We start from the raw sequence: 26191 nt of genomic DNA on the forward strand, positions 1-26191 counted from the left end.
TAAAATTCACGCTCTAGATTATGTGAATTATAAATCATATGTAATATCTAAATCCCGTTCAACTCTCTCTCAATTTGCTTTAAAGTTAATTTTTCTTCTTTATAATGGTCAAATTGTAGATCATAAAGTAATTTAGATAAATTTTTATTGCGCTCTTTTTGCAAACGATATTCAGATTTTAAAGTATGTGAAAAGCTATACTTGTATTTCTGTTTATATACCAGCCCTCTCAATAAGTTTAATTCTTTTTGTGGATTATTTTTGAGAACAACACTTATTTCTTTCTTTTCATTAGTATGCTTTAAAATATTATCATATAATTTTTTTTTGTTATAATTATAGGCAATACCGTCAACACTAAGATATACTGAATTAATTAAGTTATTCTCCTTGCTTTCTAACAAATTATTGCTGAATGCCCAAGTTTTTTCAATTCTCCATATGTCAAACTCAGTACTACCAATTTTCACTTTATATCCACCAAAACGGTTTTTTTTATGGTCATAAGACTCTATAATTTTCTCTAATTCCTTTATTTTTGTGCTTGAATTTATTACAATATCATAATCTCTAGGGGAAGTATGATTTTGTAAGTCAAGATATAGATCTCTAATTGATCCACCAAAAAAAATCAACTCTCCCATATTTGATAATTTTTCAATAAACATAAATACACTGTTATCTTTTTTTAGAATTGAACTAAGATTATTACTTATGATTGTTTCAATTCTCATAATATCACCTCGGATTTTTATGGCATTCTTGTACCTAGTAACTTTTGATGGAGATTAACAGCGTAAGTATCTGTCATTCCAGAAACATAATCTGTGACTAATTGCAATTTGTCATATAAATTTAATTGACTAAATTGTACTTTAGACTGTGATGTTTTGTCAAACGCTTGTACGTATCTAAAATTCTCAGAAATTAGATGAAATATTTTTTGCTCTTTACTCTTATATTTGGAACAGTCTTCTATTGATATAGTTGCATTAATAAATAAATCTAATAAATCACTAATCACCCTATCACCTATTAATTCTAGACTAAGTATTTCATGATTGCAAAAAATATATTCTTTGGCGATTTTTTTGCAAGATTTTACGATATCCTTAGCTTTAGAATTTTCCAACAAAGACCCCTTATAATTTCCATTTATAATTGAGTCATATTTCGAAATAAATTCACTTTTAACTTCTTCAATAAAAATACCTTGTAGAACGATTTTTAAGTTCTGTAATTTAATCAAATCAATATCAGGCACTTCATTTTTTTCTGCCTCTCTAATGTTTCTATTTAATGCTTCTATTTTTTTAGGATTATACTTACTCAAAGAATCCTTTATCTCATAATATATAGTCTCCCACTTAATTGCTCCTTTTTTCATGGCATCTTCTAAATCTGTGGGTAAATAAGCAATATCATCTGCAGCTTCAAGAATTAATGTTGCAGGATGTCTATGTGGTGATATTCCAACCATTTCTTTTATGCGATCAAATACTTCACTTTCAGAATAGAAACAACCTAATTTACCTTTTTCTTTGCATTTATCATCACTAGAATACCAAGGATATTTTATTAATGTTGCCAGTGTACCAAGTGTTAGATTCATTCCTTCCCTATCATTCATAATTTGTAATTTTGTAAGTATTCTTATTCCTTGAGCATTTCCTTCAAAAAACAAAAAGTCATTCATTTGTTGCTCATTTAACGGAAGTTGGTCTGCACCATTTTTCTCCATATGCTTTTTGCATATGTCTTTATACTCTTGTGATTCAAACCAATTTTCAAACCATTTCCTTATAATTTCTTCACCATAATGACCAAACGGTGGATTACCTAAATCATGCAGCAAGCATGCAGTTTCAACCATAGAAGCTATTTTTTTAATTTCCCACACATCACGTAATTAATTATTATCTAACAGCCATTTACCTATCCCCCATGACAATGATCTACCTAAGGATGCTACTTCTAAAGAATGAGTTAATCTAGTTCGTGTAAAGTCGTTTTCTTGCATTGGAAATACTTGAGCTTTATCTTGTAATCGACGGACAGATGAAGAATAGACTATTCTAGAATAATCCTTATCGAACTCGTTATGATAATCTGTTGCACTTTTTGAATTAGATTTCCTAATTCTTTCCTCACATAAAAGTCTATCCCAAGTTAATCTACTATTCATACAATACCCCCAAAAATATTTTTATTATATATTATACCACTATTCAATCAAGAATATTCATCTGATAAAAATCATTTTTTGAATACAATATATTTATAATCGCATTGGATTACATAAATACTTGAAGTATCTATTAAAAATCTAATCTTGCAAAAAAGACTTAACATTAACTATATAATCCTAATAAAATAAGGAGCTATTTTTTATAGCCCCTTATAGTTATTCTGTTCTGCTAAGCGGTTTTTCTTTTCTTCAGAAGCAGCAGTCCACCCAGTACCAGGATGAGCCCCTGCACTGTCCAGAAGCTGTAGTTCATGGATCCGGTCTTTGGAAGCTCAGGTTTTTCAGCCTCTGGTTCTTCCTCTTCCGGTTCTTCTTCCGGTTCCTCTGTTCCGCCGGTGTCTGGAAGCTCATTTGCTTCCGGTTCATTGACGAATGTGAGTTCTATGACTGCTCCATCTTCATCAAGAAGCGCCATCTGTGGCGTTTCATCAAGAATGAAGCCTTCAGGAGCATTTACTTCCATGACCTTATAGGTTCCTAGTGGAAGCATCACTTCTATCATTCCATTCTCATCTGAGATGCCTGTAAATACAAGTTCTCCTTCTTCATCGTAGATTTCAAACTCTGCCCCATCCAGTGGTTCATCAAAGTTATCCGTCTTCAGAATGGTAAGGGTTCCTCTAAGTTGTCTGTTATGAAGATCATAACTATCCACCGTAGTCTCATATCCTTCCACTGGCAGTTCCTCTACACCATAGGTGTATGCTGCGCCAGTTTCATCGAATTCAGGCTGGTTTTCGAAGCTGTAGTTCCATGCTCCGCTTTCATCCGGCGTTACAAGCACTCTCTCCACTTCTTTCCCGTTCTGAAGGAGCAGCACGGTTATTTCTTCTGGTCTTCCAGAAAGATCGTCCCATGTTTTTTCTCCAGAGATCGTTATAGTTCCCACTCTGGTGTTCGTGAGATTATATCCGTCCACTGTGGAGATATAACCTTCCACTTCCAGTTCTTCGATGCTGTATGCGTAAGGCACGCCATTTTCATCAAACTCAGGCAGGTTACTGAACGTGTATGTCCAGTTTCCTTCTGTATCAGGCAGGACATCCATGGTCTTGAATTCTTCTCCATTCTGAAGAAGCACTACTGTTATGGATTCAGGTCTCATCTCTGTCTCCGGTTCATCCATCCAGGTCTTGGTTCCTGTTACATCTACAGTTCCTACTCTGGTATTGATCAGACTGTATCCGTCAATTGTGGAGACATAGCCTTCCACTTCCAGTTCTTCGATGCTGTATGCATATGGTACGCCGTTTCCATCAAACTCTGGCAGTTCACTGAACGTATAGATCCAGTTTCCTAGTTCGTCAGCCATGACTTCCAGTGTCTTGTATTCTGCATCATTTTGAAGCAGTACTACAGTGATAGAATCAGGTCTCATCTCCGTCTCTGGTTCATCCAGCCAGCTCTTGGTTCCTATTACACTTGTGGTTCCGACTCTTGTATTGATCAGGTCGTACCCGTCTACGGTGGAGGTATAACCTTCCACTTCCAGTTCGTCGATGCTGTATGCATAAGCCACGCCATATTCATCAAACTCTGGCAGCTCATTGAATGTGTAGGTCCAGTTTCCTTCTGTGTCAGCCATGACTTCCAGTGTCTTGTATTCTGCATCATTCTGAAGCAGTATTACAGTGATGGAATCAGGCCTCATCTCTGTCTCTGGTTCATCCATCCAGGTCTTGGTTCCTGTTACATCTACAGTTCCTACTCTGGTATTGATCAGATTGTATCCGTCAATTGTGGAGACATAGCCTTCCACTTCCAGTTCTTCTATGGTGTAGTCATATGGTACGCCGTTTTCATCAAACTCTGGCAGTTCAGTGAACGTATATACCCATTCCCCTAGTTCGTCAGCCATGACTTCCACTGTATCGTACTCTACTCCATTCTGAAGCAGTACTACAGTGATAGAATCAGGTCTCATCTCCGTCTCTGGTTCATCCAGCCAGCTCTTGGTTCCTGCTACATTTGTAGTTCCCACTCTTGTATTGATCAGGTCGTACCCATCTATGGTGGAGGTATAACCTTCCACTTCCAGTTCGTCGATGCTGTATGCGTATGGCACGCCATATTCATCGAATTCTGGCAGTTCACTGAATGTGTAGGTCCAGTTACCTTCTGCATCTGCCATCACTTCCAGGGTCTTGTATTCTGCATCATTCTGAAGCAGTACCACAGTGATGGAATCAGGTCTTGCAGCTGTCTCTGGTTCGTCCATCCAGGTCTTGGTTCCAGATATGGTTCTGGTTCCAGTTCTGGTGTTTATGAGATCATATCCGTCTACTGCGGAGGTATAACCATCCACTTCCAGTTCTTCTATGCTGTAAACATAAGGCATGCCATTATCATCAAACTCTGGCAGGTTGCCAAATGCATAGGTCCAGTTGTCTTCCGTATCTGGCATAACTTCCAGTGTCTTATACGCTGCTTCATTCTGAAGAAGTACCACCGTAATGGAAGCAGGTCTCATCTCTGTTTCAGGTTCATCTACCCATGTCTTGTTTCCTGATACGGAAGTCGTTCCGACTCTTGTATTGATCAGGTCATATCCATCTGCATTAGAGGTGTATCCTGCAACTTCCAGTTCTTCTATGCTGTATGCGTATGGTACACCTTCCTCGTCAAATTCAGGCAGCTCATTGAATGCATAGATCCAGTTTTCTTCCAGGTCCGGTTCTACGGTCATGGACTTATACTCTTCTCCATTTCGCAGCAATACTACAGTAATGGAATCTGGTCTCATTTCTGTTTCTGGCTCATCCAGCCAGGTTTTGGTTCCAGCTACGTTTATGGTTCCTACTCTGGTGTTGATGAGATCGTATCCGTCTACTGCAGTCTCATATCCTGCCACTTCCAGTTCATCGATGGTGTACACATAAGGTACACCCTGCTTATCAAATTGTGGCAGTACACTGAATGCGTACATCCAGTTTCCTTCCGTATTGGGTGAAACCAGTGATGTGTCATATTCTTCTCCATTCTGAAGAAGCACTACGGTGATGGTATCCGGTCTCATGGCTGTTTCAGGTTCGTCCAGCCAGGTCTTGGTTCCAGATATATCCACGGTTCCTACTCTTGTATTGATCAGGTCATATCCGTCTACTGCTGTCTCATAACCTTCGACTTCCAGTTCATCAATGCTGTACTCGAATGGAAATCCATTCTCGTCGAATTCTGGCAGATTACTGAATATGTAGGTCCAGTTTCCTTCGGTGTCCGGCAGGACTTCCAGTGTCTTGTACTCTACTTCGTTCTGAAGAAGCACTACACGAATGGAATCTGGCCTTGCTTCTGTTTCGGGTTCATCGAGCCAGGTCTTGTCTCCGGATACACTTACAGTTCCAGTTCTTGTATTCGTAAGATCATACCCCTCTACTGTGGTGGCATAACCTTCCACTTCCAGTTCGTCGATGCTGTATTCGAATGGAACTCCATTCTCATCGAATTCCGGCAGAGTGCTGAATGTATAGGTCCAGTTTCCTTCTGTATCCGGCAGGACTTTCAGCGTCTTGTATTCTTCTCCATTCTGAAGAAGTACTACACTGATGGAATCAGGTCTTGCTGCTGTTTCTGGTTCGTCCAGCCAGGTTTTGGTTCCGGATACGCTTACTGTTCCGGTTCTGGTGTTCACCAGGTCATAACCGTCTGCAGTACTGACATAACCTTCCACATCAGCTTCATCGATGGTGTATGCATAGGAAGCACCGTTCTCATCGAACTTTGGCAGGTCACTGAAGGTATAGGTCCAGTTTCCTTCCATATCTGGCGCAACTTCCAGCGTCTTGTATTCTTCTTCGTTCTGAAGAAGCACTACAGTGATGGAATCTGGTCTTGCTTCGGTTTCGGGTTCGTCGATCCAGGTCTTGGTTCCTGTTATGTCTATGCTTTGTGTATTGATGATTTCATAGCCGTTGATGCTTGTGAAGTAGCCATCCACTTCTATTTCTTCTATTGTGAAGGAATAGGGATTTCCTGCTGCATCATACTCTTCCAGTGCATCGAATCTGAAGTTCCAGTCTCCTGATGCATCCGGCTCAACACGTATCACTTTGTAGAAACTATCATTTCGTAATAGTACTACAGTGATGGATTCCGGTCTTGTGCTTGTCAATGGATCATCTCTCCAGGTCTTTGTACCTTCAATGGAGATGAGCCTCGTGTTGGTGGCTACAAAGCTGTTTAAGGATGTTTCCACTACAGAGCTCTTATATCCTTCAACGGTTTCTTCTTCCACCATATAATCGATGATTCCATATTCGTCATCATATTTATACTGGTCTTTAAACGTATAGTTCCATGATCCGTTTTCATCCGGATAGACATCGACACTTCTCACGTCTACTCTTTGTTCCAGTTCGTTCAGATAAAAGAGATTCAGTGTAATGAACTCAGGTCTTGACGAATCGTCTCCATCATTCCATTTCTTTTCCACATGAATATCCACTACAGGTCTTGTATAGGAATTGGTGATGGTGAAGTCGTATTGATGAAGATCTGCTTCAAAGGAATAGGCCTTGTTTACTGAGACTGTGTATCCTTCCTCCACAGTGGCTTCGTCTTCCACAACTGTGTAATTATAAATACGTCCTAGACCATCTGAATAACCCAGATCCGTGATGGTGGCAGTGTTATTTACTGTATCAAAAACATAAGTTCCGATGGGATCTGTAAGATCGGATCTATACAGAGAAGCTGTGACGGGATTCATGGGTCCGCCATTCCATTCTTTTGTGATGTCGATCTGAAGCTTTGGCACTGCAAAGCTGGTCAGCTCTCCTAGCACATGTCCTCCACCGCCTAAAGTGGCCTGGATGTCATGTGTGCTTCCGCTGCTTACAGAATCCGCTGGGAATCTGGCTACGGTAAGGAATGAATTGCTTTTAACAGGACTAAACACAGTGCTTCCTACTGTGATGGACTGTCCTTTGGCATACTGTCTCACATTGTCTCCAGCTGCATCGATTCCATCCATGCTGACTGTCAGGAGTTCTTTTGTACTCTCAATGAGAAGATATGCATAATCTCCATAGGTCCAGATTGCTCGAACAGTCGTCAGACTGTTTGTGGAGTCTGCTACATCCACATTTAAAATTATTGAACTCTCTGTATCCAGAGAATAATTCGGTCCTTCTTCTGCATTCACTTTAAGGGCAGACGGAGAAACTAGCAGTACCGATAAGAAAACGCTTAGAAACCACCGCATCATTTTTCCAATTTTCATTAATAACCCACCTTCCAAATAATCATAAGTTCTATGTTCTACCTACTTATTTTTCTTTATTCGGAATAAAGACACTCTAAAATATATTGCTTATTCTTTCCATTACTATTATTCTACTTTATCCGACATTATACATCAATAGTTTTTGAGTAATACACTAATTGTTAATAATTTCTTCGACATGTTCATGATAATACTTGTCGCAGAAAGTCATTTATCCGCTTTATTATTTGAAAAGTGATATATATTTATAACATCAGTATAATCATATAATAATTTACCGTGTCCAAACGCGTAGAATGCATAAAATATGTTTGAGCTTTGAATCACTGTATTATGATGTTCTGAGCCACTCTTCCGGCGATGCATACCGCGCTTCTTATTCCATAAGCCGAGTTATAGATCTCTTCAACCTGTTCAACTTGAAGTATACTGCGCGAGAATTATACTTCAGCAGTATGCGATCTTCTATCGGATGTATATATCAGTAGAAGTGGGCATGAGATAATCTGTGAAGACAAAAAGAAAAGACGACCGTAAGGTCGCCGGAATGACTATTATATTGAACATTGTTTCTTGGCCTGAGGATTCCAAGGGAGGAGCTTTTCAATTTGCTCTTCAGCTATTGATCCAGTATTACAACTGAGCTGTTTCTTTCAACTTGAGTGATATTGGCAGAATGCTTTATCCTTATGGTCTTTAAGTCCGTATTAGTAAGTTCATCCAGTGCATTCTGATTTTGATTAATCTACTCCTTAGCCAAAATCCCTGTAAGCTCATCTGCCAGAGATTCACTATAGACACGGATCATGGAATCATTCCCCTTTTTACCGGACAATAGATCAATCCCACCATACCAGAGTAGATCATGGTCCATCATTACAAATTTGAGATAGTTTTCTTTGTCATAACGTACTGTAATCCCATTCTCTTCCAGTTCATGAAGGTCTTCATACAATACTTTTCGATGCATCTCAGCATCATCTTCCAGCGGTCTGATGTTCAACGTCACTCGGATTCCTTCTTTATACTTTTCAAGAAGCAGCGCCTTCATCTCCTTCAATCTCTTCCCTGAAACATAGGTGCTGGAAATGAGAATGCTCGACTTCGCTCTTCTAATATCTTCCATCATTGGCTCTAAATAGCTTTCCTCATCAAATATACCTTCTTCAGGATTGTATGCTTCCTGAGTTTTTAATGCATACCCGAGTCCTTTATAGGCTGATACACGCTTCTGATACATTCTTTCAAGCACTGGAATATGTACATCCACATAGTCATAGATGAGTACTTCTTTCTTGTTCTCAGAATTTCGATGCAGTCTTCCGGAATACTGTGTTATGGTTCCCTTCCATGCGATGGGCATGGCCATGAATAGCGTATCAAGTCTAGGCACATCAAATCCCTCACCAATGAGCTTTCCTGTGGCGACGATTACTGCAGTGTCACCTTCGTCCATGGAAGCGATTCTCTCCAAGGCTTCTCTTCTATCTTTCGTCTTCATTCTTCCTGTAAGAACAATAGGACAGAGCCCTTTCTCTTCCATCATTATCGAAAGTGCTTCTACGTGACTTGCACGCTCAGTCAGTACCAGTGGATGTCTTCCATGTTTCACCGCTTCCAGCAAGTCTTCTATGATAATCGTATTTCTACTCTCACTTTCACAGACTCTTTTATAGATTTCTGTGATGGACCACTCTTTCTGTTCTTTTCCCAATGGTAGTCTAATTGTTGTATATCTGGGCAGGATGAAATGATCAAAGGCTCTCTTTTCCGCTTCTTTTTTCGCATCAATTCTATAGCGTACCGGTCCCAGATGCATGAAGATCATGGGGTCATGACCATCCTTCCGGATGGGTGTCGCTGTGAGACCATACACATACTTCGCATCTGCGGCAGCCAGAATCCTGCTGAAGTTTTTTGCTGAGATGTGGTGACACTCATCTACTATAATCAGTCCGTACTCATGAAGGAGTGGCTTGACACTTTTATCCTTTTCAAACAGAGACTGCATCAACGCAATATCCACAATTCCATGCAGTGCGTTTTTTCCTCCTCCAAGCTGACCGATGACGGATTTCTTACCACTTCCTTTACCTGGAGTTCGCTCCAAGTCCACATGGATATCGAGAAAGTCTTCCAGCCTCTTCCTCCACTGATCAGCAAGTTCACGAGTATGGACAAGCACCAGGGCGGAGCATCTTTTTTCCGCTATGAGTCTTGCGCCCACTACTGTCTTACCGAATCCGGTGGTTGCAGAAAGCACTCCATTCTCATGCTGTGACAGCGCCTCATACGCTTCTTCCTGCTGCGCCCTCAGCTGCCCCTTAAAAGATAGGGAAATTTCCATTCCCTTCTTTCGTTCATCCCTTGCTTCATAGGGTATCTTTAAGGAGGTAAGCTTCTCCAGTAGGATTTCCTCTTTTCCCCGGGGAAGAGTGATAAAATCTTCATCTTCATCATAGACAATGGTCATTCTTGGTGTTCCGTATGTAGTCTGTCGCATAGCCTGCTTCTGCAGGAATTCAGGATTGGCATAGGACGCCAGTCCTCTGAGAAAATAAAGTGCTCGGGGCGAAAGTCCTTCTTTAGTGATCCTTATTCCGTTTCGTCTTTCTAGTGAAACGCATACGGGAAAATCATCCGGTTCAACCCCGATGCTCTTCTCTAGCCTTACACTCCCTTTCTCTTTTTCTTCTTTCACTGCCAAAGGAACCATTCTGCCGATCCTAATTAGGGTCTCTTTCGAAATCCTCTTCATCTGTGCCATATAAGCCCACTGGTCCGGAATCACTTCAAAATTCGCATCAAGAAACACAGCGTTCCCATTTTCTCTAGGCTCCTTCTGTAGTGGAAGTGCAATGAGATTGCCAAATCCTTCTTTCTGTAGAAAATCCTGGCTGGGAAAGAGACGGTCATAGGAGCTGAATTGAATGGTTCCACATTCTTCCATGGCCATGGATAATATGGACATACCGAGTCTTCTGGCTGCTTTCGCCTTGACTTCTTCTTCAAAGAAAAACCAGATATGACATCCATTCCCTGAACGAGAACGTTCCAGATAGGAAGGCAGATTCAATCTATGCGTGACAGCGAGCACCGCCCTCGCATCTTCTTTCCAGGTCTCCTCATCAAAATCCATTGCAAGAAAGTAGCAGGTATCTCTCTGGGTCATCGGATAAATGCCTAATACATATTTTCCTCGAAGATGACCTTCGACTCTCTCCTCATCCAATGGTGCAAATCTGCTGTGCATGCACGCTGCGCATTTCACTTTCGGCTTTCTGCAGATTCCGTCCTTGAAGTCGTTCAAGCAGTATGGAGAGTATCCGGATTGATTCTTCCACCTTTTTGCGCAGACATCCTCTCTGCCTCTGAACAGAGACTTGAAAAGATCGATTTTCTCCTTTGCGCTGCTGGTTCTGGAAATCAGTTCGCTGGAATCGGAGGAGTCCGGTTCCAGCTTAAGTACCGTCTGAATCTGAAACTCCTGGCTTTCCTTCTGCTCTTCCAAGAAACGGGCTTTCAGCGCATGATTCTCTTCTTTGAGTCTTCTATTTTCCTCCTGGAGCTGCTCTACTCTTTCTTCGAGTGCCCTTCTATCCATTCCAAACCCCCTCAAACAGATTGTACTGGTTGTGCTACAGACCCAGAGCGTTTAGTTCTTCCTTAAATGCCCTATGTCTCTTGTAACGGTTCCTATAACGCTCCGCAAGCTCTATTCTGCTGCCTGTATAGCCTCTGGACTCCAGCATTTCCCCTAGATTGGTGATGAGAAGCGCTGCTTTATGATAGCTCTGTCTGAACCCGCCACCCACAACAGCGTCCACTCTTTTATCCGTTTCATCTCTGACCCAATCCATATAGTCTTCAAGTTCTCTTATTTCTTCTACCATGACCTGTTTCCAGTTCATGAAGTCCTGAAGAAGGATTTCCTCGCTGAAGCCGTACTCAAGTTTCATTAGTGTTTCCTTCCATAGCATATCCGCAGGTTCTGTCTGAGCTTCTTCTTTGTTTAATACAAGAATTAAAAGCGGAACCACCACTCCTTTCAGAGAACTGCTCCAGCCAAGAGAAGTGGAATCTGCTTTACACTTCTCGAAAGTCTCATGGAAGCTGCCGCTGAAAAAGTATATCACATCCCGTTCATGGTCACTGATGCTGTTGGTCGTAAGTTCCCTGCTGAAGGATCTCTCTGCACTATATAGGCGTTTGGGAAGAAGTCCTATTTCTTCTGAAGCAGCTGTGATAACTTCTCTGAATGCAGGCAGCTGAAAGAGCTTCAAATAACGTGGAAGCGTCGAATCAGAAGAGAATGCAAGTTTCATGAGCCTATGGACAGCTTCGCTGTCACTCATGTTCAAAGCCAGCTGTATCATTCTGTCACAGATCTCTGCACGGATCACAAGAGAGCCTGGAATCTCCTCCAGAGCTTTCCAGCCGATGGCAAGGGCTTCATTCTCTTTCTCTTCTTCCATGTACAGTTCTACACTGCGAAGATACAGTCTGGGGTGAATGTCCTTCAGCGCTCCCGCAAGCCCGGTTACTTTTTCCACGCCTCCCAGTTCATGGGCCGCTTCGTAAAGAAGTTCTTCCGCCCGGTCTCCGGAGATTTCCGAGAGGAAATCGATCCATTCTTGGAGGAAGGTTTCCCTGCCCTTCAGTTCTTCTGAGGTGACGGACCAGAAGTCCCTGAGCTTCAGCTTATGCGCTCGAGGCTGTGAGAGCATCTCATAGAAGTCTTCCGCTCTTTCACGCTTTTCTTTACAATCATAGACGGCAAGAAGTCTGGAGAGCGTAAAGAAGGCTTCATCCACTTGAATGATTTCCTCATCCACAAGATCTGAAAAACTCATCTCCATGCATTCTCCAGACTCCTCTTCTATGGCTGTGACGGCTGTGCCTAGAGTGGCATCGTAAAGGGCAAGGGCTTCCTCATAGTACTTTCCCTGCAGAAGTTTTTCTGCCAGAAGAACCCCTTCTTTCATTCTACTGCCGATTCCTTCTTTATCCCTGTACAGAATTTCATAACCTGTATCCCAGGGATAGTCCTCATCTGTTTCATCATAGCTGCATTCCAGATAGAGAATGCCTTGATTGACTTCCCCTAGCCATTTAAGAAAGGACATCACTTCATCCTGGTTCATCAGGATGGGCAGAGGAGAGATTTCTTTCTTTCCCATCAGCTTCAGAAAAGCTTTCTCATACTTCTCCTCTTGACGTCTTGCCAGACTGAGAATCAGCGTATCTTTTTCTTTTTCCGTCAGCTTCTCCAGAAGACTTTCCACCTCAGTCATATAGGCCTTATCGCGCATGGTGCACCTCCACTTCAATTTCTGTTTTACAGATCCGTAATTGATTACTTCCTGGCAGCAGTAATTCCATGGAGCAAAGCACCTGCTCTTTCCCCATGGAAATCATGTTCTCCTTGATGTACCTGTCTCTATATAAACTATACTTCCTCAGGGCATGGTTCACAATGGATATCCTGTCTTTTTATAAGCAAACCCATCCTCTCAAGCGAATATTCATTCATAATAGAGTTCCAGTTCAGTATTGAGACCTTGTACTTTTTCTGAAGTGCTGCTGTCTTGCTTATGACCTATAATCCTCCCGAGGATTCTGGGACTTCTGCAGAAAGTGCGCTCTATACGCTCACCTTTTTCTACTCTGATCTGAAAGACCCTTGCAGCTGTTCCAAAATCATATAGAATCCGTTCTCTTTCCAGATCCCGAACCAGGAGATATCTGCTTAGAAAATCTGTAAGTTCTTCCTGGCTTCTGATGGTGCAAGCACTCTCATCACTTATAAACATATGTTCTTTTTCGGGCAAAAAAGAAGACATCGTGTTCTGCATGCCGGATGAAATGATATACTCATAGTCATCCATCCAGTATGCATCGATATCAAATCCTAGGAGTAAGCCTATGATTTCGTGCAGCTGATAGGTAGGAAACCATTCAGGGACCGCCATGATTACAGTATGATTCTCTTCCTTCCTTCTGAAGCGGATCCTGAACTCATAGGCTTTCTGATCGATTACAGGTCTTTCATATCGTTCTTCCAGGTATGTTATGAGACGCTGGGAAGGTATGATGAGATCCTTTCCTTTTTTCACCGGAATTCTGTTGATGTTCTTTTGTACCAGGTTCTTAAGATAGCGCTTATCTCCTGCATGCTCCATCATCTCTTTCAGGATTTTAGCTTTCGTCTTCATTGACCTTACGTCCATCCTGTTTATAAGATTATGATACGTGATCCCTTGATCCACACCCAGAAAATCTCGTTCGATTTCATCTGGGATTCCTTCTCTTCTTAAGGAATCGTATGCTGCATCCAGGATCTCTTTCTCCAATTCAGTTTGTGAAAGGCCGGATTTGATTTTTGCTGCAATGGAGTACTGCGTCTCTCTATGGGTAAGGAGCAGATACTCTTCTTTTTCAATCATGAACTTCTGTCCCGTGAACACATCTTCTGGTTGCCTAGAAGGCATGGGATGCGAGGCTTCCACCGAATGGATCTCCGCTATAGCATTCTTTCCCGATATGATATAGATCTTCACAATAATCTCAACTCCAATTTATAGATCAACAGAAATATTGTTTCTTTATTCTTCCATAGAGTAATACTATTTGATTAAGCAGCACTATTTTGGTATATTGGTTAACGTTGTCTTGTTTCACTTTGCAGATGAGGTTGGTTACATGAAGAAAGAGTTAAAGAATAATCCCATTCTAGGGATCTTGAACAGTTTATACGAAAACGGCATCAAGCCGAGAAAGCGTGCTCTGTTTCTCCTGGTTCGAAAATATGCGGAATACCTGCCCATCAAAACGCTGTGCAGATATTTTTCTGTTTCCCGTTCTGGGTACTATAAGTGGTATAAACGCAGTCAGGAAGAAAATCCCAATGAAGATATCATACGTATGATGAGAAATATCAGGCATGCACATAAATTTGAAAGCTATGGGTATCGCAAAATGCATAAAGTTCTTGAGAAATCATTCCCTCTTCTTGGAGAGAAGAGAGTCTACAGACTGATGAAGGAGAATGGACTTCTCAGCAGCAGTATCCATTCCAGAAAAAAGTCGATTTTCAGAAGAGCTTTGAAATCCTATCCGAATCTTGTCAACAGACATTATTTCGCTGATGCACCCAACCAGATTCTCTGCACCGATATCACAGAGATTATCACTTCGGAAGGTAAAGTCTTTCTCTGCACCGTACTGGATCTTTATGATCGCAGCATCCTTGCATTCCAGATTTATAAAGATCAGTCTGTGAGGCTTGTAAAGGCCACCATCCGAAAAGCTCTGGAGAAAACAGGAACATCCGCTTCAACAATACCAGTTATTTTTCATTCCGACCGCGGTACCCAGTTTGTTTCCAAACAGATTCGTGATCTGATCTCAAATAGCAACGGGAGAACATCCTATTCAAAACCCGGGACTCCTGGTGATAATGCAGCGATGGAATCTTTCTTCAGTTCTCTGAAGAAGGAGTTTGTCTACCTCTATGATTTCGAAAACATTGAAGAAGTTCAGCTGGGTATTGCAGCCTATATCGATTTCTATAACAATATAAGAATACACAGCTTCAATGATTACAGAAGTCCTTATGAGAAGCGGACCGAGTATTATGCCAACTTGCCTTCTATCTAGAAAATTGAAACCATAAGTTCGTTTCTTGAAGCACGAAAAGCCCTATTATTTCATAAGTAAGTTGATTTATCGAAGCACTCTCAGCAAAGGACTCCTTGGCTGGGAGTGCTTCGGTTGCATTGACTTATAATTTTGGTGCTTTTCTTAACTAAATTGCATCCCTATGGTTTAAATGATATATCCTTCTCAAATGAAGTGCAGATGAAATTCTCACTTCTTTTCTTACGCACTTTTCCGCCCTTGAAAAGTGGACACTTTACATATAGTACGTAAAGAATTAAATTTCTCTTAACTGGAAGATGCTTATTGCAAGGCTTAGCAGCGGTTTTTTACCCAAAACTTGGAGTGTCCACTTTATTAGGTTAGACCCAATTTTTCTTGGCTCTTTTAGGAGTGCCGATTTATAATCCTTCAGCAGCATCTCCGCCAGTTCATCAAGCTCCACGTCCTTGATTACAGGTGTGTTGCTCTTCTTGTCTATTTTATTCCATCGGAATTCAATCAAAACTGATCACCACTCTTTCGCATTCTTGTCGGGATAAAGCAACCGCGCCTAATACGGGCTTTATTAACAACAAATGTTTGTATTCGGTATTACGTCTTTGCTTCAAAATATATGTCTTTAATACTCTCTAATAAATAATTTGGCTATATAATCTAACTTGAAATAAGTGGTTTTAAATTATTTTAAAATATTATTCAATGGTTTTATTTTTTCTCTACTAGGCTCGTTAAGTTTTTGATTATCGTTTTGAGGGCATATTCACATTTTATATAATTGATCTTCTTTTTGATTAGCTCTTATTTTTATTATTCTTTTTTTTTGAGTGATTTTCATTTTAATTGATTTTCATTTTATAAGTATTCACATATAATCGATTTTCTTGAAATTGATTTTCTCACTTTAATTTGGGCTCAATCATAAATTTTGTGGGATGGTGGGTTCCTGACATAAGCCTTCCGACTAATATCGAATAGCTTGAGGAAGAAGTATTCATCATCAGGATAGCCATATCCCTGACGCCGTAATGTTTTGATCTTGTTGTTGATCCCCTCGATCGGACCATTCGAAATTCGGTAGGTCGCAAATGCAATGATTCCCTCGAAGTGTCTGTCCATAAGGCGACCGAACCACTGCAGGTGCTTATTCTCCGAAGCATAACAGATTTCCATGATCTCGATTATCAGGCTTGCCATCTCAGGCTCACGGGGAGCCTTGTAGGCTTCCGACAGCATCTCCTTGATGATATCCAGCGTAAACAGGAGCTTGTTTTCCCTGATGAGCTGGTCGTATTTCTCCTCGCTGCCTGGCTTGCGAATGACCTCCGGTTTTTGAAAGAGTAAGCCGCTCTTTGAAAGCACCTTACCATCTGCTGCCTCCCGGTCTTTACGCTTCAGGGTCTCCCGGGAGGACATCAGAATGTAGCGGGTCTTCTTGAGGGACTCTGCGTCTTTGGATCTACCATCCTCTTCGAGACGTCTCTGTTCGTCTTTTCGGACTTCTGAGACCACCTTGTCATTAAAGTTCTTGATGATGTGGAAGTGGTCGAAAACCGGCTGTATGTGTGGACACTTTTCCTCAAAGGCTTCCTGGAAATCCGAGTTCATGTCAGAGGCGACAGCCTCTACACCGTTCATCCATTCAAGGCCTACGTGGTCTATGAAATCAAAGACGACCTGCTTGCGCTTGCCGTGGGCGATCCAGAGGATATGCCCGGTCTGTAGGTCGATGATGTGCGTGGCGTAGCGGTGACCATTATGGAGCTTGAACTCGTCAATGCTGAGGCACCTGGCCTGCCGCTCTGGTTTGATGAGCGTTGTACCATCGATGGTATATTTATCCTTCAGACGCTTCAGATCGATCGTCTTGACGGTGTTCTTGCCAAGGCCTGTGATCTCAGCAACTTGTTTGAGCGTATAGCTTCCGGCGGCGAGAAGATCCCTTGTATACTGCAAAAGCTCTGCCGTGATCCGGTGGCCTTGAGCCTGAAACGGCACTTGCTGGATCTTTGTAGTCTTGCATGCCGGGCACAGGAACTGCTTCTTTTCGAATTCAAGGAAGCTGTAATTCTGTCCAAAGTTAAGATGCCAGAGATTACACGAGAACGTGTTGTGTATGTGCATCACCCCACCGCACTCCTGGCAGATGCGGTCCGAATCATTTACCTCGAGGACACCCCGGAGGCGAAACACTCCCCTACCAGAGGATGAATCATGCAGTATGCTATCGGTATTGGTGAAGCCAGACAGAAAAGATGGGAAACGCAGGTAACTTTGGGAACTGGTTATTGTACTGATCTGTTCTTTTTGTGTATAATTCATTTAGAGCCTCCGCTGTGATTGGATTTGTGTCTCTGGAACGATGTATTTCAATCATAGCGGAGGTTCTTAATTTATTCTATTGTTTTAACAGATATTAAAACGAAGGTTCAATGGGTCAATCCTACAGTTTTTGTGATTGACCCTTAATTTGACTTATCATTTTTTAATTTTGCTTTTACTTTTTTATTTAGCTTTCATTTCTAATTGATCTTCTCTTAAATTATCCATTGCCCATTATAAAATATGTTTTACTCTTTTCATTCGCTAGTATTATTCTTCTTTTCCATATCTCTTATAAACTGTTTCCAATCATCCTCACTTATCTTTCCTGCGTTAGATTGCCTTAAGGCGAGTCTCGCCATATCCCCTATTTCACCATACATCATGATATCTTCAATATCCGATGGCACCTCACCGCGATCCCTGGCTGCAAGGTCATACATCATTGCTTTTTCTTCATCATCGAGATCAAATAGTTCTGCGAACAGTTCCATCTTGTCCTTATCAAAGGGCTTCCTTCTGTTATTTTCAACATCGCTTAGAAATGAAAGAGATATTCCGAGCATTTTAGAAACTTCTTTTAGTGTTAGTTCATCTGGATGTTCTTGTCTCTTCTTCTTAATGAAATCTCCAAACCTAATATATTTTTCTCTCACGATTTGCACCTCCTTTCATTCTGAGGTGAACTGTTGAAAATAATATTCTCTCGTTCATCTTTTATCATTTACTCATATTTCACCTTATAGCGTAATTATACTACAAAAAAATGTTGTGGTCAATACCCATTTCACAAATTTGCGTAAAAATTATATTTCGAATACATCACTTCAGGAAGTTCATCCCAAAATTGAATAATTGCATCACAGTAAATCTCATACTCACTGTCATCAATATTAAGTACTCGTTCTCCAAGTGTTGTTTTGTACAAATCAAGCAAATCAGTTGATATAACTCCTGCATCAAAGTAGTCTGGCCTTAGTTCTTTCAACTTTGTAGCAGACCAACCTTCTCCATGTTTTATGACGTTGGCTAGCAATCTTAGTTCTTCAATCTTAGACCAGGAAATGAGTTTCTCTAAGTCTTGTCCAAATTCATTGAACTCTTCTTTTATATCATCGATTCCACGGGTGCAGAAGCCTGCAAAATCAACGTCATTACCTTTCTTATCGATAAATTTATGAGTCCTCGTCACTTCTTCAAAGACAAATTTTCTAACTTGCTGTTCCCAGAATTGATATAGGGTTGAGATCCACATTAATCTCATATTGTACTGCATGAGTGACATACTCTCATAATGTTCGAGTCCTGCTTCCCATGCCATCTCTGCATAGTCTGCAGGATCATCGCTCTCAGGATTAAAATACCTTCCAAGATCCTCATATTTCTCATCAGCAATAGCCTGTGACTCTTCCTCTAACGATGAGAATATCGGTATAACTCTTTCAACATATGTCTTAGCAAATGTCTCATATGGTTCTTTCAGCGTTTTTCGTATTCGATTATCTAAATACAACTGCGCTCTCATAGTTTCACCACCAATTAAAATGACTCATCTTTCCTCAAATAGCACTTCTTTTACTTATATTTATCAGACGCTTTGTAATAGAAATACAGATTGTTTCTTTTTATTTGTTTGTTCTTTTCAGATGTTTTATATCCGGCCTTGGTTAATTCAGATAGCCCAAAAGCTCCTGCAGCTAAGAGTTCGGGGTTGATAGTTGTATCTGTCCCATTTGTTGATATATATGTTGCAGAAGAAATGATAACTGATCCAATAAAGCTCTTCAATTTATCATCTGATAGCAAAGAACCAAAGAGATTTTTATATATCCTGTTATCATCCACCTGTTCCTTCAATTCAAGTATTGCAGGTTCTACATGTTTGATAAAAACTTGTTCGCAATTCAAATCAAATTCGCTATCCCAAGGTAGAACGGTAATTTCTTCTGAATAAGTCAAAATAGCGGCTCTAAATCTGACTAAATATCTATCTAATTCTCGCCTAAGATCAATTATTTCATCCATTGATGCTGAATCAAAAGCTGGTAGCTCTATCATTAACTTGCGAGCTAATCCTGATGTGATAATATTTTTTCTTTCGATTTTTGAAATGTCATCTTGTATTACATTTCTATAGTTGGTAATTAAATCACCCAACCTATGGTCTAACAGTGGATATGCCTGCTTCATACTGTTACTTACACTAAAGATATACTCATTAATAAAATTATCATCCACCAAGCTAGAGTTATTAAACTTTTGAACAATTAGTCTGTTTTCTCTCTTTAGTCTATTAATATCATTAATTTCATCAGCACCTAAAATTTCATTTAGTTTTTCCATTATTTCGTCATAAGTTTGTTTTAGCTGTCTTCTTGTTTCTAATTTATATTTTATAGGAGCATTTCTATATGATTTTGAAGCGACGATATTCTTGAAATCATAAATTGGTGTGCTTTGCTCGGCAAAGCTTGAATCCGCCATTTCACAAAAAGGAAGTAACTTAATGATGCTATTCACGATTGCTAACTCGTTGTTTTTAGCATTAACGTTTACCGTTATTGCATCATATAATTGATACATCGGGCTTATTAATGTTATCTTATCTCCATACAAAGCCGCAACCTTTAGCAAGTCAACTTCACTAAGTTTGTTTTCGATATCTGGATATCCTCCAACTACAAAATCCACAAATACACCTCCTCAATGCTATAACTCTGACTGATGCTTATCTTATTCATCTTCTCCTCGATGCTCCACATTCATAACATCAACCCAATCTTCCTCAACGTATACCATCCCGACAATCTATGATATTTCTTATTTCTTTTATCTTTTCCTATTCTTTTCTAATACTCTAAGCATATATTCTACATCTAATTTATTGGTAGCCTTAATGGAGTGGGCAGTATTACTGCTGTATCTCGAATAGTTGTTAATAAGATTTTCTCCAAAAGCAATCAATGCACGGATATCTCTTATTACAATGTTTTTCCCAGCCCAAACATCAAACCCATCTTCCAATTTACAATAATCATTATGAGCTAGACTTGTATCTCTGACTTCTTTCAAACTGTTTATCTTCTCACTAAAGTCTTCAAATTTTTTGTTGTCTTCTCTAATTTGGTCGATAATAACGGGTTGATCATTTTCATTAAATATCAACTTTCTATTTTGCTCAACATGGTTTAAAAACTTTTTCAGTGTAACAGTTTTTTTATCACTATCGTATAATCGGCTTAACCTAATTGTCGCACTTTCTAAAAGGGCATTCTCAGTTAATCCGAAGAACGCTGGCGAAATATTTAATATGTCAAGTCTACTTACATGCTGATTTTTGAGGTAAATGTACAGTTCAAACATTGAATCAATGTACATTAACTCATTGAGAAGGAACTCTTTATACGAATTATACTTTCTTCTAGTCTTTTCTAGATCCATATCGCATACCCCATCCATCAACAAAATATTCTGTAAACTCATCTTCTTAAAAAAAAACGGACATCTCTGCTTCTAAAAAATGCCCGTTCTCGTTCACTGCTAATCATGGTGTAAAACTGCTCAACCAGAATCACTACCGATCTGGGATGTTTGCCATCACAGCTTATCTGGGCTGTTTACCATCACAGCACATCCAGGTGTTACCATCACTGCTCATCTGGGTTTCAAAGTGATCATGGCTATCTTGATGTCATCGTCACTACCGATCTTGATACCAGCCTATTTGCCTATCTGTTTATTCTGTATAGCTGCTCATCTCTCCATCACCCTAATCAACTTGTCCACTTGTCCGTGCCCGGCACCTCTCAAATCTAAGCTTTAGTTGATGTAACCCTTATTACTTCTAACGCTTCATATAAGATTCCCAAAATTTACTTATGTGGATGAAAAGTTTCTTGGGGAGTTTTGGGGATAGGTGGGGATAGTTAGAGAGTTGTCTCATTTCATTTCTATCATATCAGATTGCTTCTTAATCTTCTCTCCCTGCAGCAACCTCAGCCAAAGATCCAACTTCCTTCTCAACAACCTTCACTAAATATGATAAGAATTCATCTCTCAGATCAGCTCGTCTAAGTGCTGTCTCCACAGTGGCTTCAAGGAATCCTTGCTTGTTTCCTACATCATATCTTTTGCCAATGAAGTCATAAGCGTACATATCTTCCTTAAGAGCTAACTCTTTAAGTGCATCCGTCAGCTGAATCTCTCCACCTTTACCAGGCTTTGTTTCAGATAAAATATCAAAGATACCTGGATTGATGATATAACGACCCAATATAGCAACATTGGATGGTGCTTCATCTACAGCAGGCTTTTCAACTAACCCCTTCACGGTGTAGACTCTATCACTTACTCTTTCACCATCAACGATTCCGTACTTACATACGTCTTCATCTTTAACAGTTTGAACGCCTAATACGGATGTCTTATACTCATCATAAACATCTATCATCTGCTTAAGACATGGCGTGTCCTCAGTATAAACTACATCATCACCAAGCATAACGGCAAATGGCTCGTTGCCTACAAAGGTCTTTGCACAGTAGATGGCATGCCCTAATCCCTTGGCTTCTTTCTGTCTTATGTAGTGGATATCGACAAGATCGGTGATGTCTCTAACCACTTTCAATAATTCTTCATTGGCTTTTTTCTCAAGTTCCAATTCCAATTCAACATTTCTATCGAAGTGGTCTTCGATTGCTCTTTTGCTTTTTCCGGTTATAATAAGAATCTCTTCGATTCCACTATCAATAGCTTCCTGTATAATATATTGAATTGTAGGTGTATCTACAATTGGTAACATTTCCTTTGGCATAGCCTTTGTAGCTGGTAAGAATCTCGTTCCAAGGCCAGCTGCTGGTATGACTGCTTTGCGTACTTTCATGTGATGTTAAGACCTCCTTTATTCAAACTCTATGTTGACTTAACAATATAACTAAAATGTCAATATCAGATAATGTTTATTTGTCATATTAATTAGTATGATTTAAATCACTTACAAATCGTTTCATTATTATCTGTGCAAATAGATAAGTCAAATAATAGAAAATCATAGTTAATATTGAATAAATTAAAACAGCAAACTGTGGTTGCACATCAAATTCCCTAGCAACTAAGAATCCAATTGCAATAGCAATAAATCTAACTAAATCAATAACCAATTTTAATCGTTGTCTTTCAAACACACCATAAATTCTACTAATTGGGTGAAAAACCAAGTTAGCAAACACACCAATGGAAAGCATCTGGGAATACATACCTGCATCATACCAATTATGACCAAAAACAAATGAAAATAATTGAGGACCAAAAATACCTAATACTGAAAAAGGGATAATCCCGATAACAAGCAACTTTTTAAGAAGTTTGTTTGAAAGATTAATTAATCTTTGAGGATTCTCTAGGCCAATAGATGCTGCCTCAGCATAAAAAACTTCCCCTACTGATGCTCCTATCAGTGCAACTGGTAACTTAACTATCGAATTAGCTAATCCATAGTACCCTACAATTTCGCTACCGTAGATTGAAGTAAGGAAGAAAACAGGTATTTGTGTTGTAAAACTTAAAACCACTGCATTTGGTAATGAATACCAAAAAAAATTAATATATCTTTTAGCGCACCAAATAATCTCTGAAATTCGAATCAGACCTACTAAGCTTTTCTTCCTGAATACATTAAATGATAATACGGTCACACCAGCACTTTGATTTGTAATATTTCCAAGTAATAAACCTAAAGAACCAAAGTTCAATAACCCTAAAATAATTTTCACTAGATTATTAGAAACACTCTGACTTACTTTTGATTTGAATATACTTTTATAATCCCGCTCACGTAAAGTCCACTTCATTAAAATATTATATAACCCTACAGCGAATACCCCAATTGGAATAAGATATGCGTAATTTGCTAAATCTTTAGCATCTAACAAAATAAGTAAGTTTTCACCTTGAAAAAATAACAGCACGCTGATTACTGAAACTACTAAAACTAAAATAGCAATACATAATGCAAATACATTTATAGCTTTCTCCTCTGTTTCTGCTATAGGTATTGCAGACTCATAGTAAAATGAACCAAATACAATAAGAACAGCCATAACTGATGAATACAAAGTAAGAATTCCAAACTCCTCAGGAGAATACAATCTAGTAATAATCGGAGATAAAACGATATTAATTACTTGAATAAAAGCAGTACCCCCTGAAATCATTAGGAATCCTTTGATTAAATGACTTTGTGTTATCCTATTTTTAAGTGACATTTTTATTCACCCAATTTGTATGCCATTCATACGGTTTTATTATACAATCACTAATGTATGTTGCTTCATACAAGCGCGATGACAAAATATTAGAATCTGTGGTATTTAAGTTCATTAAATCATCATCAAAATTGTAATACCCATAAATTTGTAAACTTATCCATTTTTCAATTTCATAATGATGATTATCTATTTCTAAGTACTCAGAGAATGCTTCTGAGGCATACGACATTTCTATTCCTACAGGATTATAACTCCATCTGAATCCATCATCAGCTTCCAAGTATCCATATGGGTATTTGCTAAGAACATAATTAAAAGATTTCTTAATCATCTTCATCATTCTAGGGTCTTGCCAAAAATCATATTGAGGGAAGTAATTATACGCTAGCGCTAGACCAAATAATATGAATGTTTGATATCCTTTAGATCTTAATCTTACTTCGGTATTAAAATTCTCATTGCTTCGCTTAAGTAATATTTTCTTTACAAAGGATTTAACTGGAGACTCAAGAATCACACGGTGTCTTATTAAATTGTTATCATCTACCCACTGTATATAATTAGGTAAATTAGAGTAAAAACTCTTACTATTCTCGATTAAATTGTCGTTTTCAAGATAATTTGCCAATAATAAATTCATCGCAGAAAACCAGATTTGTTGGTTTATTGTAAAATGACAACCATGGTTTGCTCCATCAATATCAATAGTTTCCCATAAGTTCATCTTTTTGTTATAAGGAATATTTTCAATTACTTCTTTTGCGGTGTTTATATAGGTACTATTATTTTCTTCTATCCCAATAATAATCAAGGGTTCTAAAGCCCACGCTTGACCAATCAAACCGTTGCATTTATCCTTATCGTCGTTACTACGACAATAAAACGTATTCCCATAGGGTCTATTTTCTTTTTGTATTAGATAGTTACAACTCTTTCTAGCTGCAAGTAAGTACTCTTGCTCATCAGTAATTTTGTATGCTTTATAGAGTAACATTGCCCAATGAGCTGTGGTCCGTACATGTGTATCCGAATCTTTCCAGGGTCCGTTTGTCCCTTTGGGAAAGCTACCATTTTCTAGTTGTAGCTCAAGCCCAACTTTTGCACTTTTTACAATTAGTTCGTATAACTTCAATTCCATTTAATCACCTACCTAATTAGACTTTTAATTAATTTCCTATATATTCTTAGTCCTGGTAATTCATCTGGAAAATTATTAATAAAACGTCCTATACGCGACATAACTACCGGATATTTAGTTAAAAATTTAAGAACATATTTATTGCGTGTATAAATAAACATTTTGTATCTTACTAATTTAGTCATTCTAAGACGTCTAGTAGTTTTTTGTAGATACAGAATCGGATTGTAATCATACTTAGGCGTAGGCAATTTTCTACGCTCTCTGTACTTTATATATTGTAAAGCTGGCACGAATTTAGTTAATGATACATAGAAATTATCAGAATCTTTTTCCCCCATCTTATTTAAAGTTATTACACCTGCAGTATTTGCCTTACACAATAATTCATGGCCCTTATTAGTTCTAGCTACTATTACAGTATCATTAGATTTACCTTTATGGTTATCTGCAAGTGCTATATCAGCTAACCAATTTTCTCTTGAAGGGCACATTAAACATCTATGCAACGTATAAAATGGTTGAGATATCTCCAAGAATGATTTGTAACTTTCAATTCTTAATGATTTATCCTTCATTCTAAAAGCGGCTCCTCCTGGCCATTTACCATATCGCCAACCTAAAAACTGACTATCAGAACCCACATTTAACTTATTTTTTATTACACTAAGGGATTTTATATCTTTTACATCACCACAGAATAGACCAATTGCATATATCAAATCTCTATCAATATATTTATCTATATTGATTACATTCTCTAAGGCTGCCATCTGGCACGGAGTTACTGTTATTGCTATTTTTCTCGGTCTTTTATGCAGCTCATGAATAACCTTCTCCATAAGGGGTATAGGAATGTATTTACTTCCACCAGCACTCTTAATGACATCAATATTACTTGTAACAATAACTTTAGGAATTCCTCTATCTAATGTCACTACTACTACGTCCTCAACAATCTTTTCATCTAATAGATATAATAAAAGAGCAGTTCCAACACCGCCAGATGCTCCAGATTGAAGTACTTTATTGTCTACAGCTTTCCCTAAATAAAACTCTCTTACAGGTCCATATTCCATGTCCATCTCTATTTTCTGTTCTGCGCATCTTCTTTCTGATTGCTTGACTGGTTCCCACCCTTTTCCTGGACAAACTTGATAACACAAGTTACATTTAATACACTTATTCATATCAATATCGGGTTTATATGATTTTTGAATATCTATTGTTATAGCATTAACCGGGCATATGCCACTACAGCCACCACATCCTGAGCAGAGGTCATTGTTAATTATACTTTCCAGTTTTATAATCATATTTAATCCTCGCTTGTT

The 26191-nt window shown here is 39.1% G+C and carries 18 protein-coding genes; 1 reads left to right on the forward strand and 17 read right to left on the reverse strand.

Going from position 1 to position 26191, the window contains the following annotated elements; genetic code table 11:
- Nucleotides 1–47 precede the first annotated feature (47 nt).
- The 7 genes from ACHAL6_RS03940 to ACHAL6_RS03970 all read right to left on the reverse strand — a co-directional run bounded on the left by ACHAL6_RS03940 (nt 48) and on the right by ACHAL6_RS03970 (nt 14032).
- Nucleotides 48–734 carry a hypothetical protein gene (locus tag ACHAL6_RS03940; RefSeq protein ID WP_395268931.1) on the reverse strand — a complete coding sequence of 229 codons (687 nt, stop codon included), beginning with the start codon at nt 732–734 and terminating at the stop codon, nt 48–50.
- Between the two features lie 17 nt (nt 735–751).
- Nucleotides 752–1900: a dGTP triphosphohydrolase gene (dgt, locus tag ACHAL6_RS03945; protein ID WP_395268932.1), complete on the reverse strand. Its 1149-nt coding sequence runs from the start codon at nt 1898–1900 to the stop codon at nt 752–754.
- A 9-nt stretch (nt 1901–1909) separates the two neighbouring features.
- Nucleotides 1910–2185: a hypothetical protein gene (locus ACHAL6_RS03950; protein ID WP_395268933.1), complete on the reverse strand. Its 276-nt coding sequence runs from the start codon at nt 2183–2185 to the stop codon at nt 1910–1912.
- 232 nt (nt 2186–2417) lie between these two features.
- Nucleotides 2418–7469 (reverse strand): Cna B-type domain-containing protein, encoded by a 5052-nt coding sequence (locus tag ACHAL6_RS03955; RefSeq protein WP_395268934.1) that lies wholly within the window; start codon nt 7467–7469, stop codon nt 2418–2420.
- A 748-nt stretch (nt 7470–8217) separates the two neighbouring features.
- On the reverse strand, nt 8218–11076 hold the full coding sequence (locus tag ACHAL6_RS03960) for a TOTE conflict system archaeo-eukaryotic primase domain-containing protein (protein WP_395268935.1): 2859 nt from the start codon (nt 11074–11076) through the stop codon (nt 8218–8220).
- A gap of 34 nt (nt 11077–11110) precedes the next feature.
- Entirely contained in the window at nt 11111–12784 is a 1674-nt protein-coding gene (locus tag ACHAL6_RS03965) for a hypothetical protein (RefSeq protein ID WP_395268936.1), read from the reverse strand.
- Nucleotides 12785–12997: 213 nt separating this feature from the next.
- Nucleotides 12998–14032: a DUF6933 domain-containing protein gene (locus tag ACHAL6_RS03970; protein WP_395268937.1), complete on the reverse strand. Its 1035-nt coding sequence runs from the start codon at nt 14030–14032 to the stop codon at nt 12998–13000.
- 142 nt (nt 14033–14174) lie between these two features.
- Here ACHAL6_RS03970 and ACHAL6_RS03975 point away from each other — a divergent pair, with 142 nt between their 5' ends.
- Nucleotides 14175–15131 (forward strand): IS3 family transposase, encoded by a 957-nt coding sequence (locus ACHAL6_RS03975; protein WP_395268938.1) that lies wholly within the window; start codon nt 14175–14177, stop codon nt 15129–15131.
- A 277-nt stretch (nt 15132–15408) separates the two neighbouring features.
- Here ACHAL6_RS03975 and ACHAL6_RS03980 read toward each other — a convergent pair whose 3' ends face one another.
- From ACHAL6_RS03980 to ACHAL6_RS04025, 10 genes are all read right to left on the reverse strand, one after another.
- Nucleotides 15409–15636 carry a hypothetical protein gene (locus ACHAL6_RS03980; protein WP_395268939.1) on the reverse strand — a complete coding sequence of 76 codons (228 nt, stop codon included), beginning with the start codon at nt 15634–15636 and terminating at the stop codon, nt 15409–15411.
- Nucleotides 15637–16046: 410 nt separating this feature from the next.
- Nucleotides 16047–17453, reverse strand: coding sequence for an ISL3 family transposase (locus ACHAL6_RS03985; protein ID WP_395268940.1), 1407 nt, complete (start codon nt 17451–17453; stop codon nt 16047–16049).
- Nucleotides 17454–17710: 257 nt separating this feature from the next.
- The gene (locus ACHAL6_RS03990) at nt 17711–18109 is read right to left on the reverse strand and encodes a helix-turn-helix domain-containing protein (RefSeq protein ID WP_395268941.1); all 399 of its coding nucleotides are present in this window, start codon (nt 18107–18109) and stop codon (nt 17711–17713) included.
- Nucleotides 18110–18240: 131 nt separating this feature from the next.
- Nucleotides 18241–18978, reverse strand: coding sequence for a hypothetical protein (locus ACHAL6_RS03995; protein WP_395268942.1), 738 nt, complete (start codon nt 18976–18978; stop codon nt 18241–18243).
- A gap of 50 nt (nt 18979–19028) precedes the next feature.
- Complete coding sequence (locus tag ACHAL6_RS04000; protein ID WP_395268943.1) at nt 19029–20144, reverse strand: hypothetical protein; 1116 nt, start codon at nt 20142–20144, stop codon at nt 19029–19031.
- Between the two features lie 138 nt (nt 20145–20282).
- Nucleotides 20283–20894, reverse strand: coding sequence for a hypothetical protein (locus ACHAL6_RS04005; protein ID WP_395268944.1), 612 nt, complete (start codon nt 20892–20894; stop codon nt 20283–20285).
- 529 nt (nt 20895–21423) lie between these two features.
- Nucleotides 21424–22335 (reverse strand): UTP--glucose-1-phosphate uridylyltransferase GalU, encoded by a 912-nt coding sequence (gene galU / locus ACHAL6_RS04010; RefSeq protein ID WP_395268945.1) that lies wholly within the window; start codon nt 22333–22335, stop codon nt 21424–21426.
- Between the two features lie 88 nt (nt 22336–22423).
- Nucleotides 22424–23716, reverse strand: a complete 1293-nt coding sequence (locus tag ACHAL6_RS04015) for a lipopolysaccharide biosynthesis protein (protein ID WP_395268946.1) — start codon at nt 23714–23716, stop codon at nt 22424–22426.
- On the reverse strand, nt 23706–24857 hold the full coding sequence (locus ACHAL6_RS04020; protein ID WP_395268947.1) for a hypothetical protein: 1152 nt from the start codon (nt 24855–24857) through the stop codon (nt 23706–23708). Before ACHAL6_RS04020 ends, ACHAL6_RS04015 begins: the two co-directional genes overlap by 11 nt.
- 8 nt (nt 24858–24865) lie before the next feature.
- Nucleotides 24866–26173, reverse strand: a complete 1308-nt coding sequence (locus ACHAL6_RS04025; RefSeq protein WP_395268948.1) for a Coenzyme F420 hydrogenase/dehydrogenase, beta subunit C-terminal domain — start codon at nt 26171–26173, stop codon at nt 24866–24868.
- Between the last annotated feature and the right edge of the window lie 18 nt (nt 26174–26191).

The sequence above is a fragment of the Proteiniclasticum sp. C24MP genome, from assembly GCF_043951855.1.
In the GTDB taxonomy this organism is placed as follows: domain Bacteria; phylum Bacillota; class Clostridia; order Clostridiales; family Clostridiaceae; genus Proteiniclasticum.

Excerpts from the sequence above, each read along its gene's own strand:
- ACHAL6_RS04005 (WP_395268944.1), bottom strand. The coding sequence starts at position 20,894 with ATGGATCTAGAAAAGACTAGAAGAAAGTATAATTCGTATAAAGAGTTC.
- ACHAL6_RS03995 (WP_395268942.1), bottom strand. The coding sequence starts at position 18,978 with ATGAGAGCGCAGTTGTATTTAGATAATCGAATACGAAAAACGCTGAAA.
- ACHAL6_RS03985 (WP_395268940.1), bottom strand. The coding sequence starts at position 17,453 with ATGAATTATACACAAAAAGAACAGATCAGTACAATAACCAGTTCCCAA.
- ACHAL6_RS03960 (WP_395268935.1), bottom strand. The coding sequence starts at position 11,076 with ATGGATAGAAGGGCACTCGAAGAAAGAGTAGAGCAGCTCCAGGAGGAA.
- ACHAL6_RS03975 (WP_395268938.1), top strand. The coding sequence starts at position 14,175 with ATGAAGAAAGAGTTAAAGAATAATCCCATTCTAGGGATCTTGAACAGT.
- galU (WP_395268945.1), bottom strand. The coding sequence starts at position 22,335 with ATGAAAGTACGCAAAGCAGTCATACCAGCAGCTGGCCTTGGAACGAGA.
- ACHAL6_RS04015 (WP_395268946.1), bottom strand. The coding sequence starts at position 23,716 with ATGTCACTTAAAAATAGGATAACACAAAGTCATTTAATCAAAGGATTC.
- ACHAL6_RS04025 (WP_395268948.1), bottom strand. The coding sequence starts at position 26,173 with ATGATTATAAAACTGGAAAGTATAATTAACAATGACCTCTGCTCAGGA.
- ACHAL6_RS03965 (WP_395268936.1), bottom strand. The coding sequence starts at position 12,784 with ATGCGCGATAAGGCCTATATGACTGAGGTGGAAAGTCTTCTGGAGAAG.
- ACHAL6_RS03955 (WP_395268934.1), bottom strand. The coding sequence starts at position 7,469 with ATGAAAATTGGAAAAATGATGCGGTGGTTTCTAAGCGTTTTCTTATCG.
- ACHAL6_RS03940 (WP_395268931.1), bottom strand. The coding sequence starts at position 734 with ATGAGAATTGAAACAATCATAAGTAATAATCTTAGTTCAATTCTAAAA.
- ACHAL6_RS03950 (WP_395268933.1), bottom strand. The coding sequence starts at position 2,185 with ATGAATAGTAGATTAACTTGGGATAGACTTTTATGTGAGGAAAGAATT.
- ACHAL6_RS04020 (WP_395268947.1), bottom strand. The coding sequence starts at position 24,857 with ATGGAATTGAAGTTATACGAACTAATTGTAAAAAGTGCAAAAGTTGGG.